The organism is Sphingomonas sp. KRR8, assembly GCF_023559245.1.
Classification (GTDB): domain Bacteria; phylum Pseudomonadota; class Alphaproteobacteria; order Sphingomonadales; family Sphingomonadaceae; genus Sphingomicrobium.
Window position 1 is genome coordinate 2,590,514 of record NZ_CP097462.1, and the last position, 19,157, is coordinate 2,609,670.

Below are 19,157 nucleotides of genomic sequence, written 5' to 3' on the forward strand. Positions count from 1 at the left end.
AAACCGCAGGCCGGCTGCCGCTTCGCTCGCCGGCAAACCGCAGGCCGGCTGCCGCTTCGCTCGCCGGCAAACCGCAGGCCGGCTGCCGCTTCGCTCGCCGGCAAACCGCAGGCCGGCTGCCGCTTCGCTCGCCGGCAAACCGCAGGCCGGCTGCCGCTTCGCTCGCCGGCAAACCACTTATGAAAAAATGAGCAGGATGGGCCGCGTATACGGCCGTGATGCTCGGCGGAGAACCTTCTCGCATTGGAGAGAGTAGTTGAAGAAGAATTCTGAGGACGACAGCGCCAGCATGGTGGAGGTTACCTTCCGCCTGCCGCGGGTTGAAGTAGGCGAACTGGACCGGGCTGCGGAGGCCAGTCTGATGAACAGGTCCGAGTACATTCGCTTCCTCCTGCGGGGCAGGCCAGTCGTCTCAAACGTTGGTCTCGCGGCGCTCCGCCGCTTGATCCAGATTCATGGTCTTGTTCAGGCAAGAGAGGAATGCGGCGAGCTGAACGCGACGCTCCGCGAGTTGATCCCGGTCCTTGCCAAGGCAGTTCGGCACAGGCTCGTCTGATGATCGGCAAGATCATCAGGATGAACCGGCATCAGCGTCCCTCGACCGAGCAGCGGGTCGCCCGGCTGCAGAGTTCAGTCCTGGCGCTGACCCGGTACGTCGTGGACGCCGATCCGCACGCACTTGCTGCAGTGGCGGCTGAGAATGTCCTGTCGATTACTGACTACGCCCTTGCGGTCCGGCATGCTGGCATCGAGCCGGGCGAGAAAGTCGAGGCGTCGGGCAAGCTAAACCTGCTTGGCCGTGATCTGGCCGAGTGGCAGGCCGAGATGCTGGCCACGGCGGTAGGCGCGACGACCGTCAAGAACCACGTCGTTCATATCATTCTGAGCCTTCACGAAGGCGAAACGTGGTCGCCGCAGCAGCGCGAAGAAGCAATCACGATCATGTTGGGCATTCTCCGTCTCGAACGATGCCAGACAATCTGGGCCGAGCACTCCAACACCAGGAACCCGCATCTTCACCTGGCGGTCCTGCGTGTCGATCCTACGACGGCTTCAGCCGCAGGAACCGACTGGCTGATCGACGATCTGCATCAGGGACTTGCTCTCATCGAGGAGAGGCAGGATCGGATCCGCGAACCTAACGCCCTTTACCGCGCTGAAGAGGGTGCCATCTTCGACGTAGAGACTGGTGCCCTCGTCCGCCACGCTGATGGGACGTTTGTCTCCAAGTGGTGGGAGGCTCTCGGCAAGAAGCGGACGCGTTTGCCTTCCCTTATTCAGGACGCGCGCGGAGCCCTCGCCCAGGCGGCAGCAGAGGCGTCCAGCTGGGCGGACCTGCACGAGCGCTTGAAGGCCCTAGACGCAACGTATGACAAGGCCGGAAGCGGTGCTCGGATCGCCGTCGAGACGCAATCAGCCAAGGCTTCCGAAGTCCACTCCAGCCTTTCGCGTCCGGAGCTGGAGAAGCGGCTCGGCCCGTTCGAACGCGACCTGACCCGGGTGAATACTAGCTATGAGGCTTACAAGGTCAGCGTGCAGGACCAGCTCGACCACCTTCGTCAGAGGCGCGACCAAGAAGTCGATGCAGTTGATGCCTGGTTAAAGGCGCGTGTCGCCGAGATGCCTGCGAACAAGCGGAAGCTGCTGGCGCCGCTCGTGCAGCAGGAAGGGCTCACCGCGACCAAGGCCATCCAGAAGGCCTTCGCCGAGGCCATCAGCCGGTGCACGCGTCAGCGCATGAACGAGGATCAGTGGCGGCAGTCTGGTGAGCCTGCCTTGCTAACGCCAGTCAGTTCCCCGTCCTTGATTCTTCCTCTCTCGGGAGGTGAGGAGTTCAGCACGCAGCTGGCGGATCGATCCGGGAGGCAGGCTCACCGCTACCACACGGAGTATGTCGATCGAGATGGTCGCACGCTCTTCACCGACCACCGTGCCTTCATCATCGTCCATGCCGCCGACGAGGTTGCCGCAGTCGATGAGGCTCTTGCGCTTGCGGCGGAAAGGTGGGGAACGTTGAGGCTGGTGGGGCCAGCTGCCTTCATCACCTTGGCGGCACAGCGCGCTGAAGCTCTCGGCATCGCGGTCATCTATGATGCTGAGGCTCCTGTGCCCCAGTCTCCGACGACGCAGGTCGACGCTGGGACGGGACTCACCGGCGAAGCAGAGGTCGTGACCGTGCCCGCTCCGCGCCAACGATCGCCCGAAGAAATGAAGGCGCTGCGGGTCCGACGTGCTCTTCGAACCCTGGATGACCTCCCAGACCTGCGCGTCTGCCGACGAGCAGCGGCAGGTGACAATCAGCTGACCGGAAGGACAGGTCCCTTCCAGATTGTTGCCGATCGCCACGATCCCAGGCTGGAAGAGGTCACCATTCTCGACCTCGATCCACTCGTGCAGGAGTATCTGCAGCAGCGCCACCAAAAGAGAATCGACGACTGGGCCGTGGAGCTGGAACGTCGTTGTGACGGGCCGCTGCCGTATCGAGACGCCGAAATTCTTGCCGTCTTGTCGCCGGCCGGCAACGATCGCGAGCTAGCCAAAGTCGCCTCGCGGGATACCGAGTTCCTCGAGATGACAAGGCGAGTACGAGATCGGCTGAAGAACCGACCAGTGAGGAAGAAGCTTGAAGCCCCCGCCGTGACGAGCTCGCCGGGAGACGATCTCTCCTACGAGGAGGTCAGAAGGGTGCAGGAGCAGCTGAAGGAGATTGCTGCTCAAGGGCTGTAGCGGGCAGCGATCCCGCTTCGTTGTTGTCAGGCGGCGTAGCGGCCGTTGCCGAGGCGGCGGGCCATGCCGACGCTTGCGAGAGCGTCGAGAACCGGACGGACGGTGGCGGCACGCTTGCCCTTGAACGCTCGGGCGACGTCCTGCGGCGCGAGTGGCGTTGGCGAGGAGGCGACGATCGACTGGACGGCGCGGACCTGCTCAGGGAGGGTGCCGGGCCAGGGAATGACGCTGTCGGGCAGCGCCGCGGAGGCCTCACCGAGGTCGAGGGTGCCGGCGACTGGCGCCTGGTAGTCGGGCGCCTGATACTCGGGCCTGAGCCAACGAACCAGCCCGCGAGCTTCCTCCGCCGCCCGCTCCTTGTTGAGGGCAACGAGACGGGTGAGGATCTCCTCGTCCGGCAGGTCGGCCGGCCAACCATAGGCTTCGGCGACCAGGACATCGATGGCGTCATGATGTTGGCGGATGAGTGTCACCAGCCCACGATCGTGAATGTCGCGCTCTTTGGCATCGATTGCCTTCCCTTCCCGCAGCGCTTCCAGCACATTGTAGAGCTTGGTGAGGGTGAGGTCTTCATTCTCGGCGAGGACCCGCTTGCGGAGGGCGTCGAGGGCTTCGGCTTCAGTGCGGATGCGGTCCTTGAGGGTTTCCGGCACATCGGCTGGGAAGGGGAAGTGGTCGAAGCAGCGCGACTTGTTGTAGCGGGGATCGTCTCCAACGCCCATGCGAGCGCCCGTGGCAAGAGCCCATACGCAATGCGTCCGACTGCTCAATGCACCTAAGACGAGTGCGTCTTCACTTGCGACCACGATGAGAGCGTCATCGGGCAGGATATTGCATTCAAGAAACTGGAAGAAGCGATGCTTAGCCGTAACCGGGGTAGCGATGTAGCGCTTCAGCTTAGACAAAGCTCGTCTGAGTTCGGGACGCCTCTCCCCGTAAAGCCACCAGTTTTCTCGGTAACTTGAACGATTGTTCTGATCCCGATGTGGTTTAACCGTGGCAAGAACATGCTGGTAGACAGCCGGACACGCTTCACGGGCATCGGCCTCGGAAAGCCCGAATAGGTCGATGACCTTCACTCCGCGCGGCCGTGACGTTAGGTCTCTCCCGTGCCGGTATTCGAAAATGAATCCGTTTCCGAGCGCAGGACCCGTGCGGATGTGTGCGATCGCCGGCTCCACTGGTTGCAGCCGCGCCGCTTCCTCGGCGCGCAAGATGAACCCGTCCCCGTGAAGTTTCACCCCTGGCGAGCATAGGCTCTCGTTCGCGCGGAGTGTTACGGCAGAAGTCACGTTTGCCCCTACTCGAAGATCACTACCTATCTCGCCGAAACGCTTAGAGAATAGGATCTCATTCGGAGCGCGAGTTTCATCAACGACAGACAACAGGGCGCCACTCCGCTTGCCTAGGTGTCCAACGGACATGGCTATGCGAACAGCGGCCCCGTCCTTCTCGTCGATCCAAGGATGGTTGGGTATGGCGAAGACCAAGCTAAGTCGGTCTCTTGCGTCTAATTGCTTCGCGATAACTCGTCTGCTGAAAATCTGCGTGATGGAGTTCGTGGTTACGAACCCAAATCGCCGGGCACCATGGAGTCGAACGGCCGTTGCTGCCTTGTCCCACCAGTGCATCACGAAGTCGGCGCTTTCGGGAACGCTCGTCGTGCGGAAGAGTGCATCGAAGTAGCCCTCTCCTAATCGATCACGCAGGTACTTCGCGCCAATAAACGGTGGGTTGCCAACGATGAAATCAGCTTGAGGCCACACCGCTGGGCGCGAATTCAAGAAGCGATAAACCTCCACCCGCGCGGTCTCGTCGGGCACATCCCGACCCGTGACAGGATTCACCTTCATGGTCTCGCCATCCCAGCGGGTGACTGGTTGGCCGTAATCGTCGCGCTCAAGCACGCGCTCGTCCCACGCGATCAAGGCATCGCGGTTCTCGATGGTCCGGATGTCGCGGAGGATGGGCTCGGGCGGGGGCCGGTCGTGGCCGTTCACGCGGAAGTGCCACTGGAGGTAGCCGATCCACAGCACCAGCTGGGCGATGGCGGCCGCGCGCGGGTTGATCTCGATGCCCAGAAAGTTCTCGGGCGTGATGGTGTGGCCGGTGATTTCGGCGACATATTGGTCGTCGCCAAGCTCGACCAAAAGGTCGAGGACCTCGCCCTCCAGCTCCTTCATGCGGGCCATGGCGACATAGAGGAAGTTGCCGGTGCCGCAGGCGGGGTCCAGCACTTTGGTCTGGGCGAGCTTGGAGTGGAAGGCCTGGACGAAGGTGCGGGCCTCGTCGACCTTGCCTTCCTCGATGAGGGGGGCGGTGGCACCCCGAACTCCATCCCAGTCGGCCCGGAGTGGCTCCATGATGGTCGGCCCGATCAGCCGCTCCACATAGGCCCGGGGCGTGTAGTGGGCGCCGAGCTTGGCCCGCTCCTTGGGATTGAGCGCCCGTTCGAGCAGGGTGCCGAAGATCGCTGGCTCAACGTCGGTCCAGGTGTGCTCGGCCGCCTTGATGAGGACGTCCAGCTCCTCGGTGTCGAGCGGAATGGCCGTGCGGTCTTTGAAAAGGTAGCCGTTGAACTTCTTCAGTGGGACGCCGAGCGCGGGCGAGAAGTCGCCAGCGTCCATGGCGGTCCAGAGCGCCGTCAACTGCTGCTGAAGATGCTCGGGGTGGGCGCGCTGGTTTTTGAGTAGGTTGGTGAAACTGCCTTCGGGAATTAGGCCGCTATCCTCTGCAAACATGGTGAAGAGGACGCGCATGAGGAAGCCGCTAGTCGCCTCGGCGTTGAAGCCGCGCTTCTCGATGCGACGAGCGACCGTGGCGAGCAGGTCGGCTATGTCGCGGGTGACACGGGCGGCTCGGGCGGCGGGGTCAAGGCTCTTGGGGTCGGTCCAGATTGCCCGGAGGCGGTCGCGGACCTCCTCGTCGGCAAGGTCCTCGAGCATGATCCGGTAGCGGGCCCGGTCCGGGAACTGGGCGTAGGCGCGGCCGGTGCCAGTGAAGTCCGCATAGACCTCGATGCAGTATCCGACGTCTACAACCAGCAGGAACGGCGGCCAGCCATGCTCGACCGGGAGGGCCTTGGCGTAACGTTCGGCCTGACCCTTGGCCTGGAGCATGGCCTTGGCCCAGCCTGGCGTACCCCGGCGGGCGGTGCCGCGCTTCATGCGGGTCGAAGCGGTCTGACCGAAAAGGTCGAGGTCGTCCTCGCCGCGTTCGGCGGCCGCTCGGTCGGCCTCGCTTCCCTGCTTGGCCTCAAGGATGAAGCAATCTCGCTTGTAGCAGTCGATCCGGCCGAAGCTGGTCGAGCCGTCGCCATTATCTTGAAAGACCCGGCGCTCGAAGACGTAGTCGTTGTGCTGATCGTCGGTACGGCTGCCGAGCGGCGGCTCGACACCGAGGAGACCGCATAGCCCGCTGATGAAGCTCTGTGTGTTGGCGAGCTCAGACCCGCCCGTGTCCCGCCACGCCGCAATGAAACGCTCTACGCCACGCCCCTCGTCCATGCCGCCATAGAGCATGGACGCCCGCCGGAGCGCAACGAGAGAGGGAGGGGCGCCTTGGTGATCACACCAAGGAGAATGAAATGTCTGAAGAGCAGCCCGAAGACGAGTATCGCTTCGGCTTCACGAAGGAACAGTTCCTTGCCGAACTCAGGGCTCACGAAGGTCTGATCAGGGATGGTGGCTACGTTCCCACCCGCCGCGAAGTGGCCACTTGGCCGCCAGCCCGGCTCAACTGGCATCTGCTCGGCAGGTGGTGGGAGAGCCCGTCCAGCCTGATCCCGAACGATGCCCAAGTCGCCGAGTGCGTCGCCGTCCTGCAGGTGCGACCCGACGGCGCGAGTGAGAAGATCCAGCAGATTATCGCGCGAGCGCCGCCCTTCTTTGGAGGGCGTGAAGGTGGAAGGCAGCCGCGCGGAGGACGGCTCCAATGAGAGTGAAGGGGAGAGTGATTGAACCCGAAAAGATGAAAACTCGAAGGTTCGATCGAAGTCACCAACGCTCAAGAGAGACTGAATACATGAAGACTGCACCCGTCCCCCACCCCGGCATTGAGCTGGACCCCATCCCCGAGCCCCCAGTACAAATCCGCCGCCTGATGCTGGCCATGGGGACCATCCTCGATGGCTTCATCGACCAGGAGCCCCAGCATTGGCATCCGGCTCTTTTGCACTCCATGGTGGTGCCTGGGGCCGATATCGTCCTTGCCGGCACCCGCTGCTGCCGTCCGCTCATCACCCGCGAAGTTGGCAACATCGCCCAAGCGGTGGATCGCGACGCCATCATCGTCCGGGCCGCCGACGAGGCTAAGCACGCGACCTTTGACGTCCTGCTGCGTCATGTCGAGCGGCCGTTCCTGGGCTATCGCCTTTGGATGCGGCAGCCGCTCGGCAGCGCCTGGCTGGTGCCAACCGGCGGTGAGCGCACCTTCATCCGTCTCGATGGACTTGGCCTCGAGCTTTGGTCCGAAGCACCGTTCGAGGATGAGATCGACGCCTATCGCGGCTTGAAGGCGGGTGCAGAGTATCTCTCGATCGCCGTGCAGGGGTGGTTCTGATGCCCGGCAAGAGGAAGTCGTCGGCGCTGGAGAGCGCCTCAGTCGCGGCTTTGATCACGCGGCCGCTCAAGGCCTTCTACCACAACCAGCCGGATGATCCGGTCTCCACGGCCAGGTTCTACTGGTCGAAGGGTGAAGGTTCTCGCGAGAGCATCGTTCCCCACTTCGAGGCCAAGTGTCGGCCCGGAAATAAAGGGACCGAAGAAGACAAAGCGGCAGCGGTGGAGGTGCTGTTGCGCGGCGACGTGCCGCAGGACTACGCCGACCCACTGTTCTTGGCTGAGAGCTACATGTCGAAGCTCCCGGCGGACGAGAATGCGGCCTTCGCGCAGATCACGCTGCAGTTCCCGGAGGCAACGAACCTGCATGCCCCTTGGCATCAGGCCCGGTCCTGGATGCGGGAGCACTTCGTCGAACGTGTCGGCGTCCCGGTCCTGGCCGTCCTGCATGCTCCATTCTTGATGGGGAGCGATAACTCGGTGCACGTCCACGGACTGGTGCTGATGAAGCGGACGACATGCTTCGGGTGGTTCGGCGTTCACCGGGACCTGGCGAGTGACGCTGGGCTGGCTGCTGCGGAAGCGAGTTGGCGCGACTGGGTCAGCAAGTAAGCTCAGATGGTGGGGTCGGCACCTCGGTTGTCGGCTCCACTAGCTTAGACGACCGCTATGCGCCCTTCGCCGTCGATTGAGGGTCGGCCAGCCTAACCAAGCATCGGCCACGCGTTCATCGCTTCCGAAAGCAGCCGTTCGTTCAGGCGCTCCAACTTCGGTCATTCGTTCAGCGTTGGCGCGAATGTCTGCTTTGCGCCCTTCTCGGACGAGAGAGCCGGTTTGCGCACGCCCCGCAAGCGGACGTTCGTTCAGCCAGTCATTGCGCAGAAGCACAGCTTGGCGCACCTTGGCGGCATGAACTGGACTCTGCGGCGCATCGTTGGTCCGTTAGCATTAGGCACGGTCCTCGGCACTGTTGCTCTGCTTGTCTGGACCATGTGGGGAAGAGACGTAGGCGGTGATTTCAGACTCGACGGGCTGGCCGTCTTGGTTCTTTTCGTTTTTCCATTTCAGATCGTCGGATTGGCGCTTCTGCTACCTGTCGCCCTTCTCCTCTGTGACATGGCGCTGCCTCGACCGCTTTATGGAGTGCTTCTGCCGATGGTGGGCGCGCTGCTTGGGGTAGCGGTTGTCCTTCCGATAGTTGACCGCGCACCTCTTCTGGACTCCGCGCTTCCTGCGGCATGCGGGGCAATGTCGTCCATCGCATGGTTAGCCTTCAATCGGGATGCGATTAGGCGGAAAGCCTAACGTCCGCTTTCCACCCATTGCGGACATTCGAGCCTTGCTGCAAACCCGCACCTCTTGTGAGGGCAAATGGGTGCTAAGCACAATCTGGAGCTTCGTTTGGGGCATCGTTGAAGGCTTACTGCTCGCCGGGCTGGGAGCGGCGGGCATACTTCTCGGTGTCAGTGCTCTTAGGGACATCAGGACTGGCAAGACGTTGTCCCTCAACAGGATGTCGACACGCGTGATCGAACGTGCTGCCAACCCGACGGCCTTCTGGTTTACGATCGCTGCCTGTCTGGTATGGGGCGTGCTCGGAGCGTTCTTCATGGCATTTACGATCATGTTGTTGGTCGGAGTTTGAAGCTGACGCGAATGTCCGCTTTCCACCCGTTGCGGACATTACCGCCGGATGCGCAGCACACGACTTGCTAGCTTGCCTAACAGCGCTCCGATGATGGCGCCGAGAGCTGCCCACCAGGCTGTCACGACGAGCATAGCGACCCAGACGACTGGGTTCGAAGGCGCGGGTAGACCCATGAAAAGGCCAACGCCAATGAGCATTGAGAAGGCGAAGGGCCAGATCAGTCGTGGTCGTGACCCGCCCGCTGCATCAGCCCAAATCAAGGTCGTGAAAGTGACAAGGGCGCTGAAGGGCAAGAGCAAAATAATGGAGACATCCACGCCAAAACCTTAGTTCGGTGAGTGTCCGCTTTCCACCCAAAGCGGACATTCAGTCCAATCGGTCTTAGACGGCCACAAGTGGTGGAAAGCCGTACGGCTGCTTGAGGGTGAGCGCAGGCGTATAGCCGACACTCGTTCGTGTGCGGCTGGGAGCTAGCTTGCAGCCATGACGGGGCTTCGACAACATCTGAGATTCACCAAACCATGGCTTAGGTGGGGGTTAGAAGCGCGGCTGGCACTCACAGCCAGTGAAAACACCTAAAGCTTGACCGAAGTCAGACCTCCGCCGATGAAGGCTAAATGCGAGCGCACGCCATTGCCTCCTTTCTTCGTCGCTCGAGAGCGGCCGTTGCTTTCGCGCGCCCAAACAACGCGCCAGAACCCCCTATCGGAGCTGTGCCCTAGTCGAACCTGACGTTCCGACCATCGCCACAGCCCTTCCGCTTCCCGGGAGGGCTTTTTTGTAAGTGAGTTTCCGTATGCTGCTGACCATTTCGACGACGCATCAGCCAGCGACCGACTTGGGCTTCCTGTTGATGAAGCATCCGGACAACGTGCATTCGGTGGAGCTGTCGTTCGGTCGCGCGACCCTGTTCTACCCCGAGGCGAAGGAGGAACGCTGCACGGCTGCGATCACCTTGGAGGTCGATACGGTCGAGCTGGTGCGCGGCAAGGCAAAGATCGAGGATCAGTATGTCAGCGACCGGCCCTATGTAGCTTCCTCCCTGCTGTCGGTCGCGCTTGGGCGGCTTCTCAATACGGCAATGGGTGGCCGCTCCAAGCACCGACAGGAGCTGGCCGAGGTCGCAATCTCCCTGGAGATCGAACTCACACCCTTGCCGGCTCGAGGAGCCGCCGATCTGCTCGCCCGCTTGTTCGAGCCGCTTGGCTATTCCGTCCAATTGTCGGCCATCCCGCTCGATCCGGCACACCCGGAATGGGGTGACAGCCCCTACGTCCAGCTGAAGCTGGCCGGCAAGCAACGGTTGGCGGCGCTGCTCACCCATATGTTCGTGCTCATTCCCGTGCTCGACAATTCAAAGCATTACTATGTGGGCGAAGACGAGGTGCAGAAGCTGCTCCGCAAGGGCGAAGGGTGGCTTGAGACGCACCCGGAGCGGGAGTTGATCGTCCGCCGCTACCTCCGGGGCCTGCAGTCGCTGGTGCGGCAGGCGCGGACCCAGCTGGACGAGCGCGTTGAGGCCGAGGAGGCGGAGGAGCATTCGTCGCGCGATGCGCAAGAGGAAGCGATCGAGAAGCCGATCCGGCTGAACGACCAGCGCATGACCTATGTGTCGGAGCTGATCCGCGAAAGCGGCGTCCATAGCATCCTCGACCTTGGCTGCGGCGAGGGCCGGCTGCTGCGCGAGCTGATCAAGATCCCCGGCCTCAGGAAGATCACTGGCGTCGAAGTCGCGCCGAGAGTGCTGGCGGCCGCCGGCGATCGCCTGAAGCTGGACCATATGCCCGACATGAAGCGGCAGCGAATCCAGCTTCTGCAGGGATCTCTGGTCTACCGCGACGACCGGCTCACTGGCTTCGACGCAGCGGCAGTGATTGAGGTCATCGAGCACATGGACCCGGAGCGGCTTCCGGCGTTCGAGGCGGCGCTGTTCGGCCATGCACGGCCGGGAATGGCCGTTATCACCACGCCCAACCGCGAGTATAACGCCCTGTTCGAAGGCATGCAGCCGGAGGCCATGCGCCATCCCGATCACCGCTTCGAGTGGACCCGCGCCGAGTTCCGCCACTGGGCCGAGAGCGTCGCTCAGGCACATGGCTATGGCGTGCGTTTCGAAGGTATCGGTAGCGAGGACGCCGCTCACGGGCACCCGACGCAGGTCGCCATCTTCACGCGAGCCGAGGATGTGAGGGCTGCGGCATGAAGATCGAGATTCCCGAGTTCGCCCTCGTCCTGCTGGTCGGAGCATCCGGCACCGGCAAGTCCAGCTTCGCCGCCAAGCACTTCCTTCCGACAGAGGTGATCTCTTCGGACCGGATGCGCGGGTGGGTTGCGGACGATGAGACGGACCAAGCCGCCACCAGCGATGCGTTCGACGTCCTGCACTATCTCGTCGAGAAGCGCCTGAAAGGTCGCCGCTTCACCGTCATCGACGCCACCAACGTTCAGCCCGAAGCGCGCAAAGGACTGATTGCGCTAGCCCGCAAATGGCATGCCTTGGCGGTGGCGATCGTCTTCGACCTACCTGAGGACATCGCCGTCGGCCGAAATGCGCGGCGGCCCGATCGGCAGTTCGGAGCGGGTCCCGTCCGGCGGCAGATGCAAAGCCTTCGTCGCTCAATCGGCGGGATGAGCCGCGAGGGGCTGCGTTACGTTCACCGGCTTCGCTCCGTCGACGACATCGATGCGGTCGAGATCACTCGCACACGGCTGTGGAATGACCGAAGGGAGCTTACCGGCCCCTTCGACATCATCGGTGATGTCCACGGCTGCGGTTACGAGCTCGAGAGTCTGCTGTCGCAACTCGGATACGCCGTCTCTTGGAGCGGCAAGGATGTGACTGTCACGCCGCCGGACGGCCGACGGGCGGTGTTCGTCGGCGACCTGGTTGACCGGGGACCGCGCTCACCAGACGTGCTGCGCATTGCAAAGCATATGGTGGAAGCTGGCCATGCGCTGGCCGTGGTCGGCAACCATGATGACAAGTTGAAGCGCCATCTAGCCGGCCGGCAGGTGAAGATGAGCCATGGCCTTGCCGAGACCGTCGAGCAGCTTGCCGCAGAGCCGCCAGAGTTCACCGCTAGCCTGCAATCCTGGCTTGACGGGTTGATCAGCCACTACGTCCTAGATGGCGGCAAGCTCGTCGTTGCGCATGCCGGCCTGAAGGAAGAAATGCAGGGCCGCGCATCAGGCGCCATTCGATCCTTCTGCATGTATGGCGAGACCACGGGCGAGATCGACGAGTTCGGCCTGCCAGTGCGCTGGGACTGGGCGGCCGATTACAAAGGCAAGGCCAAGGTGATCTACGGCCACACCCCGGTGCTTGAGGCCAACTGGGTCAACGGCACGCTATGCATCGACACCGGCTGCGTGTTCGGTGGCAAGCTGACGGCGCTGCGCTACCCTGAGCTGGAGCTTGTCTCAGTCCCGGCGGCCAAGACCTACTACGAGCCCATCCGCCCGCTCGCAGCACCACCGGCGGACACAGGCGACACGCATCCGCTCCAGCTGAACCTGGCCGACGTGCTCGGCAAGCAGGTGATCGAGACTCGTACCTACGGCATGGTGACGGTGCGGGAGGAGAATGCGGCGGCGGCACTGGAAGTGATGAGCCGCCATGCCGTTGACCCTCGATGGCTGATCTACCTCCCGCCAACCATGTCGCCGGCTGAGACCAGCGCCATGGACGGGTGGCTGGAGCGGCCGGAAGAGGCGTTCGCCTATTACGGCAGCAAGGGCGTGAGAACGCTCATTGCTGAAGAGAAGCACATGGGATCGCGCGGCCTTATTCTGCTGGCGCGTACGCAGGAGGCCGCCGCGAGGCGCTTCGGCGTGCATGATGGCAGCCGTGGCGTGATAATTACTCGGACAGGTCGACGCTTCTTCAACGATGCGGAGCTCGAGGCCGCAGTGCTCCATCGAGTGGATGCGGCAATTGAGGAATCGGGGCTGTGGTCGGAGCTCTCCACTGACTGGGTGTTGTGGGACGCGGAAATTCTGCCCTGGAGCATGAAGGCCGGCGCCTTGGTGCGTGGTCAGTATGCGGCAGTTGGAGCCGCAGCAATCACTGGCCTGGATGCGCTTTCACAGGCGCTTTCGTCCGCACGGTCGCGCGGAGTGGCGGTCGACGATCTGGCCGAGGCTGCTTCCGCGCGGCTCAACGACGCCGTGCGGTTCCGTGCGGCCTACAACCGCTATGTTGCTCCGTTCGCTGGCATCGACGACCTGAAGATCGCGCCCTTCCACCTGCTAGCCAGCGAGGGTTCTGCGCACTCCGACAAGAACCACTTGTGGCACATGGCGGCGGCGCACCGGCTGTCCACTGCTGATCCCGCTTTGCTGCTTGCGACCGAGTATCGGCGCATCGATCTTGATGACGCCCGCTCAACTGCGGATGCAATTGCCTGGTGGGAGCAGATGACCGAGGCAGGCGGCGAAGGCATGGTCGTGAAGCCATTGGACTTCGTCACCCGGGGACAGAAAGGTTTACTTCAGCCCGCCATCAAGTCTCGCGGCCGGGAGTATCTCAGGATCATCTACGGACCCGATTACGACCGGCCCGAGAACCTGCTCCGCCTGAAGAAGCGTGGCCTCGGTCAGAAACGGTCAATGGCGCTGCGAGAATTCGCCCTTGGGTTAGAGGCGCTGCACCGTTTCGTCGAACACTCTCCGCTCACGCGGGTGCATCAATGCGTATTCGGTGTGCTGGCAATGGAGAGCGAGCCCGTCGACCCGCGTCTGTGAGCTAGGCCAAAGCCCTCGCGACCAGTCTGCAAGTGACGACTTGCTGAAGCTGAATCGGAGAAGTCGACGGATCGTCCATCCGTGGTGGGAAGCGGAATGGCAGCTTTCGGGCGCAATCTGGCAAAAGCCGACCTCTGCATCCCGATTGGGAGATTGATTTACTTTAGCGCCCCTCCCCCGAGAGCCTTGTTGAACGCAATCCAAGCGGTCAGCACGTCTGCCTTTGCTGAAGCCAGCTGCAGTTCCTCGGCGCTGAGCGTGGCCTGGGCGTCAAGCAGGCGGAGACGATCGTCTTCGCCGCGGCGGAACCGCAACGCAGCGAGGTCGGCGGCTCCCCGCGCGCGGGCAACCGCGGCGGTCCGTTGCTCCTCGGCTGTACGGGTGTTGGCATAGCGATTGGCGGCGGTCTCGCTGTCGTTGAGCGCGGTTAGCACCGCCCGCTCGTATCGCGCACCGGCGCCATCCGCGCGCGCCTTGGCGGCGCGGATCTGGGCGCGGATCCGGCCGAAGTTGAAGATCGGCCAGCTGAAGCTCGGGCCGATGCTGAAGCGGGTGCTGCCGCCGCTCGGGAGATCGCCGACGTGCCGCGCCTGCTGCCCGATGCTGCCCGCCAGCGAAAACCGCGGGTACAGGTCGGCGGTCGCCACGCCGACATCGGCGGTAGCGGCGGCGAGCTCGGCCTCGGCGGCCTGGACGTCAGGCCGCCGCTGCAGCAGTTCGGATCGAACCCCGGCGGGCACCAGCGCGGGCGGGCTGGGCAGTGCAGCGCGCGGCGCCAGCGCCGGCAGCCACGCCCCGGGCGCGCGGGCAGTGAGCAGGCCGAGGCGGTAGATGGCCGCCGTGGCCGCGGCGCGCGGCTCGCTCAGCGCGGCGCGTGCGTCGGCGGCGAGCTGCTCGGCCTGGTTCGCTTCAAGCCGCGAACTCTCCCCGGCGCGGAAGCGCAGTTCGGTAAGGCGGGCACTCTCGCCGCGAGCGTCCGCGGCGGCAGCTAACGCCTGTTCGCGGGCTTGTGCCGCGCGCAGGTCGGCGTAGCTGCGGGCGACCTCGGCGACCAGCTGAAGCTGGGTGCTGTCACGCTGCGCCGCCGACTGGCGCACGCGGTCGCTGGCTGCCTCGACCGAACGGCGCGTCGCGCCCCACAGGTCAAGCTCCCAGGACGCATCGAAGCCGACGTCGAACAGGCTGAAGCGGCGGCTGAGACCCGGGATCTTGCCGACCGGCAGCTGACCGTTCTTGCTCAACTGCTGCTCGATCGCCGAGCCCGATGCCTTGACCTCGGGCAGCGTCTTGCCCGCCGCGGCGTCACGGTTGGCGCGCGCCTCGCGCAGCCGTGCCTGCGCTTCAACCAGGTCGAGGTTGGCTGCCAGCGCGGCGTCGACGAGAGCGTCGAGCTGCGGATCGCCAAGGCGCGCCCACCAGCGCTGGTCAACCGCGCCTTGGTCCAGCGGGGCGATCCAGTTGCCCGCGGCGGCGGCAATCACCGGCCGCTGGTAATTGGGACCGACGGTGCAGCCGGCGAGCGCGGCCATGGTCAGCAAGGCGGGAAGACGGCGCATGCGCTCACTCCATTCGGGCGCGGAATTCGCGCACGGCAATGCCCAGGGCCATGCTGCCGATCAGCAGCAGCGGCCACAGGCTGTTGAGCAGGGTCGCGACGGGCATGGCCTTCAGGAACAGCCCTTCCATCGCGACATTGAAGTGGGTGAGCGGATTGGCTTCGGCGATAACCTGCAGCCAGCCGGGCATGTTATCGATCGGGCTGGTGAACCCCGACAAAAGCACCAGCGGCGGCAAGGCGGCAAACTGCCCGAGGAACGCCTGCTGCTGGGTCTTAGTGACCGACGAGATCAGCAGTCCGAGCCCGACCAGCGAGTAGAGGCCGCAGACCATGGTCAGGTAAAAGAGCGGGATCGAGCCGGTGAAGGGCACGCCGAACACCAGTGGGATGACGGCAAGGTAGATGGTGGCGTTCACCATTCCGACCGCGAACGGCGGGACCAGCTTGCCGACCAGGATTTCCCAAGTGCGCAGGGGCGCGACCATCAACTGCTCGAAGCTGCCGAGCTCACGCTCGCGCGCGACCGCCTGCGCGCTGACCGACAGCGCCGAGATGGCGCCGATCTGCACCACCAGCGCGGGCATGATGAACCACAGATAGTCGAGGTTGGGATTGAACCAATTGGTGACCGCCACGGCCGTGGGCGGCGACGCGCGCGAGGCGTCGAGCGCGGCCCCGGCGCTGCTCGCGATCTGGGTCAGGTAGCCCGAGACGATCTGCGCTGCGTTGGAGCGGCGGCCGTCGAAGATGGCCTGGATGTGCGCCGGTCGCCCGCCCGCAAGGTCGCGGCTGAACTCCGGGTCGATCACCACAGCGCCGATCACCTTCTGCGAGTCGATGGCGGCTCGCACCTCGTCGGGCGAGTTCAGCGTTACGAGGTGTCGAAAGTTCGGGCTGCCGCCGAGCTGCTGCAGGAACTCGGTCGCGGCGACCCCCTGGTCCTGGTTGTAGATTCCCAGGCTGACGTTCTTGACCTCGAGCGTCGCGGCGGCGCTGAACAGAACCAATTGCAGCAAGGGCGGCACAAACAGGATGATGCGGCCGCGCGGATCGCGCAGCACCGCCCACAATTCCTTGACGATCATCGCCAGCAGCCGGGTGCGGGTGCCGCTCATCACGCCACCCGGCGGGTGGTGACCCGCGCCGTCAGCAGGAAGAAGATCAGGCCGAAGCCGAGCAGCGCGCCGCCGTTGCGCAGGAACATGCCCCAGTCGTCACCGACCACGAACACGGTCTGCAGCTGCGGGATGAGATATCGGGCGGGCACGACCACGGTCAGCCACTGCACCCAGCGCGGCATGGACGAGATCTCGAACAGGAAACCGGATAGCAGCAGCGAGGGCAGAAAGGCGGTCAGGAGCGTGATCTGCGAGGCGACGAACTGATTCTTGGTCGCCGCCGAGATGAACAGCCCCTGTCCCAGCGCGGGAACGAGAAAGCAGGCGCCAATGATCAGCAAGGCCACGGGAGAGCCGCGCAGCGGCACGCCGAACAGCACCACCGCTAGCACCGTGCAGACCGTCATGGAGACGAGGCCGAGCAGGAAGTAGGGCAGCACCTTGGTCAGGATCAGTTCGGCCATGGTGACAGGCGTCGAGAGAATCGCCTCCATGGTCCCGCGTTCCCATTCGCGCGCGACCACCAGGCCGGTCAGCAGCGAGCCGATCATAGTCATTACGATGGCGACCGATCCCGGCACCAGGAAGTAGCGGCTGGTCAGGCTGGGGTTGAACCAGAAGCGCCGCTCGAAGTCGATCGCCGGTGCCGCCGAGCGGCCCTGGTCCTCGGCTTCCGCCGCCGCCCAGCTCTGCTGCACGCCGGTGGCGTAAGCGGCGACGAAGCTGGCGGTGTTGGGCTGGGCCCCGTCGGTAATCACCTGCACGGTGCCGCCGCCTTTGGCTCGGTCGCGGCCGAAGCCGGCCGGGACGACCAGGATACCGCGGATCCGTCCGGCAACCAGCTCGTCACCCAGCCGGTCCACCGGGCCGACTTCACGCACCTGGAAGTAAGGGGAGTTCTGGAAGGCACCGGCCAGCGACTGCGCCGCGGCGCTGTCGTCCTGCATGGCCAGGCCGATGCGGGTCCGGGCGGTGTCGAGGCTGACCCCGAAACCGAACAGCAGGATGAGCACGATCGGCAGCACGATGGCGATCAGCAGGGTCGACGGATCGCGGATGATCTGCGCCCACTCCTTGCGCAGCATGGCAAGCAGGCGGCGCGGGTTCACGCGGCCTTCGCCGGCTGGCGGTCGGCCTGCTCAATCAATGCGATGAACGCCGCTTCCATGCTGTCGGTGCGGGTCGAGGCCTTGAGCTCATCGGGCGTGCCCGCGGCGATCTGCTCGGCACGGTAGATAAGGCCGACCCGGTCGCAATATTCGGCTTCGTCCATGAAGTGCGTGGTGACCAGCACCGCGACGCCCTTGCCGACCAGTCCGTTGATGTGGGTCCAGAACTCGCGGCGAACGAGCGGGTCGACCCCGCTGGTCGGCTCGTCGAGGAACAGCACGGGCGGCTGGTGCATGACCGCGCAGGCGAGCGCCAGCCGCTGCTTGTAGCCGAGCGGCATCGCGCCGGCATTGTCCTTGAGGTAGCGCTCGAGGTGGAAGATGTCGGTCACGCGCTCGATCGCAGCGCGGCGCTCGCCGCCCGAGAGGCCATAGATGCCGGCGAAGAAATCGAGGTTCTGGCGGACACTGAGGTCGGCGTAGAGCGAGAACTTCTGCGCCATGTAGCCGAGCGACTGGCGCGCCTCGGCGCGGGCGTGGCGCAGGTCGTTCCCGGCGACCGCACCGGTGCCGCTGCTCGGGGTCAGCAGTCCGCACAGCATCTTGAAGGTGGTCGACTTGCCCGCTCCGTTGGGACCAAGCAGCCCGAAGATCTCGCCGGGCTTCACCGCGAAGCTGATGTCGCGAGCGGCGGTGAAGTCACCAAAGCGGCGGGTCAGCGCTTTCGCCTCGATCGCCGCTTCGCCCCGATGCGCGATCGTGCGGTAGGATTTCGCCAGCGCGCTCTCGCTCTCCCCAACACCGCCGAGCAGGTCGACGAAGGCGTCCTCGAAGCGCGGCGGGGTCGGCTCCTGGCGCACCTGACCGAGCGAAGACAGGTCGGGCTTGGCGTCCTTGGCGAGCAGCAATCGCACCGCGTCGCCCTGCACCGTGCCGTCGATCACGCCCTTGAGCGCCAGCGCCAGCGGCAGCAGCTTGCGCGCGGGTTCGTCGGCGGCCACCCGGATCGTGCGATCCTTGAGCGGCGCCAGGAAGTCGCCCGGCAGGCCGGACTTGAGCAGCTTGCCCTCGCTCAGCAGGAACACGCGATCGCACTTCTCCGCCTCGTCGAGATAGGCGGTCGACCACAGGATGCCGACGCCTTCACCGGCGAGCGCTTTCACCATGTCCCACAGCTCGCGGCGGGAAACCGGATCGACACCAACGCCGGGTTCGTCGAGCAGCAGCAGTCGGGGCTCGCGGATCAGCGCGCAGGCGAGGCCCAGCTTCTGCTTCATGCCGCCCGACAGCTGGCCGGCCAGGCGATCCTGGAACGGCTGGAGGCGGGTGAACTCGAGCAGCTTGCCGAAGCTGCCGGCCCGCTCCTCGGCGGGGAGCCCGCGCAGGTCGGCGTAGAGCCGCATGTTCTCGGCCACGGTCAGGTCTTCGTAGAGACCGAAGCGCTGCGGCATGTAGCCTATGCGGCTGCGGTCGGCGGCGGTCGCGGGTCCGCCGAAGACCTCCGCCCTTCCCCCATCGGGTTCGATCAGGCCGGCAAGAATGCGGATCAGCGTCGTCTTTCCGGCACCATCCGGCCCAACCAGCCCGGTCATGCCGCCGGCGGGCACCGCGAGATCGACGGCGTCGAGCGCCGGTGTCGCCTCGGGTGCGAAGCGCTTGGTCACGCCGACGGCTTGGGCGACCGGCTCCACCTAC

General features: G+C 64.5%; 14 protein-coding genes. 9 read left to right on the forward strand and 5 right to left on the reverse strand.

Annotation, left to right across the window (positions count from 1 at the left end; all coding sequences use genetic code 11):
• Positions 1 to 289: 289 nt before the first annotated feature.
• Both M8312_RS13130 and M8312_RS13135 read left to right on the forward strand, forming a co-directional pair.
• Positions 290 to 556, forward strand: a complete 267-nt coding sequence (locus tag M8312_RS13130) for a hypothetical protein (RefSeq protein ID WP_250118128.1) — start codon at positions 290 to 292, stop codon at positions 554 to 556.
• Positions 556 to 2,727: a relaxase/mobilization nuclease domain-containing protein gene (locus M8312_RS13135; RefSeq protein ID WP_250118129.1), complete on the forward strand. Its 2,172-nt coding sequence runs from the start codon at positions 556 to 558 to the stop codon at positions 2,725 to 2,727. Before M8312_RS13130 ends, M8312_RS13135 begins: the two co-directional genes overlap by 1 nt.
• Before the next feature lie 26 nt (positions 2,728 to 2,753).
• On the opposite strand, the gene M8312_RS13140 is transcribed toward M8312_RS13135, so the two are convergent.
• The gene (locus tag M8312_RS13140; RefSeq protein ID WP_250118130.1) at positions 2,754 to 6,233 is read right to left on the reverse strand and encodes a class I SAM-dependent DNA methyltransferase; all 3,480 of its coding nucleotides are present in this window, start codon (positions 6,231 to 6,233) and stop codon (positions 2,754 to 2,756) included.
• A gap of 80 nt (positions 6,234 to 6,313) precedes the next feature.
• Here M8312_RS13140 and M8312_RS13145 point away from each other — a divergent pair, with 80 nt between their 5' ends.
• The 7 genes from M8312_RS13145 (at position 6,314) to M8312_RS13175 (ending at position 13,677) form a co-directional block, all read left to right on the forward strand.
• Positions 6,314 to 6,664 (forward strand): hypothetical protein, encoded by a 351-nt coding sequence (locus M8312_RS13145; RefSeq protein WP_250118131.1) that lies wholly within the window; start codon positions 6,314 to 6,316, stop codon positions 6,662 to 6,664.
• An 86-nt stretch (positions 6,665 to 6,750) separates the two neighbouring features.
• A complete protein-coding gene (locus M8312_RS13150) occupies positions 6,751 to 7,287 on the forward strand; it encodes a hypothetical protein (RefSeq protein ID WP_250118132.1) in 537 nt (178 codons plus the stop codon).
• Positions 7,287 to 7,898: a hypothetical protein gene (locus M8312_RS13155; protein WP_250118133.1), complete on the forward strand. Its 612-nt coding sequence runs from the start codon at positions 7,287 to 7,289 to the stop codon at positions 7,896 to 7,898. Before M8312_RS13150 ends, M8312_RS13155 begins: the two co-directional genes overlap by 1 nt.
• A gap of 297 nt (positions 7,899 to 8,195) precedes the next feature.
• Positions 8,196 to 8,591: a hypothetical protein gene (locus M8312_RS13160; protein ID WP_250118134.1), complete on the forward strand. Its 396-nt coding sequence runs from the start codon at positions 8,196 to 8,198 to the stop codon at positions 8,589 to 8,591.
• A 34-nt stretch (positions 8,592 to 8,625) separates the two neighbouring features.
• Positions 8,626 to 8,931, forward strand: coding sequence for a hypothetical protein (locus M8312_RS13165; protein WP_250118135.1), 306 nt, complete (start codon positions 8,626 to 8,628; stop codon positions 8,929 to 8,931).
• 787 nt (positions 8,932 to 9,718) lie between these two features.
• Positions 9,719 to 11,137, forward strand: coding sequence for a 3' terminal RNA ribose 2'-O-methyltransferase Hen1 (locus M8312_RS13170; RefSeq protein WP_250118136.1), 1,419 nt, complete (start codon positions 9,719 to 9,721; stop codon positions 11,135 to 11,137).
• Entirely contained in the window at positions 11,134 to 13,677 is a 2,544-nt protein-coding gene (locus M8312_RS13175) for a polynucleotide kinase-phosphatase (RefSeq protein WP_250118137.1), read from the forward strand. Before M8312_RS13170 ends, M8312_RS13175 begins: the two co-directional genes overlap by 4 nt.
• A gap of 158 nt (positions 13,678 to 13,835) precedes the next feature.
• On the opposite strand, the gene M8312_RS13180 is transcribed toward M8312_RS13175, so the two are convergent.
• The 4 genes from M8312_RS13180 to M8312_RS13195 are packed head-to-tail and all read right to left on the reverse strand — an operon-like array spanning position 13,836 to position 19,153.
• Positions 13,836 to 15,233 carry an efflux transporter outer membrane subunit gene (locus M8312_RS13180; RefSeq protein WP_250118138.1) on the reverse strand — a complete coding sequence of 466 codons (1,398 nt, stop codon included), beginning with the start codon at positions 15,231 to 15,233 and terminating at the stop codon, positions 13,836 to 13,838.
• A 4-nt stretch (positions 15,234 to 15,237) separates the two neighbouring features.
• A complete protein-coding gene (locus M8312_RS13185) occupies positions 15,238 to 16,350 on the reverse strand; it encodes an ABC transporter permease (RefSeq protein ID WP_250118139.1) in 1,113 nt (370 codons plus the stop codon).
• Positions 16,350 to 17,462: an ABC transporter permease gene (locus M8312_RS13190; RefSeq protein WP_250118140.1), complete on the reverse strand. Its 1,113-nt coding sequence runs from the start codon at positions 17,460 to 17,462 to the stop codon at positions 16,350 to 16,352. The genes M8312_RS13185 and M8312_RS13190 overlap by 1 nt, the downstream gene beginning before the upstream one ends.
• The gene (locus M8312_RS13195) at positions 17,459 to 19,153 is read right to left on the reverse strand and encodes an ATP-binding cassette domain-containing protein (protein WP_250118141.1); all 1,695 of its coding nucleotides are present in this window, start codon (positions 19,151 to 19,153) and stop codon (positions 17,459 to 17,461) included. The genes M8312_RS13190 and M8312_RS13195 overlap by 4 nt, the downstream gene beginning before the upstream one ends.
• Positions 19,154 to 19,157 lie beyond the last annotated feature (4 nt).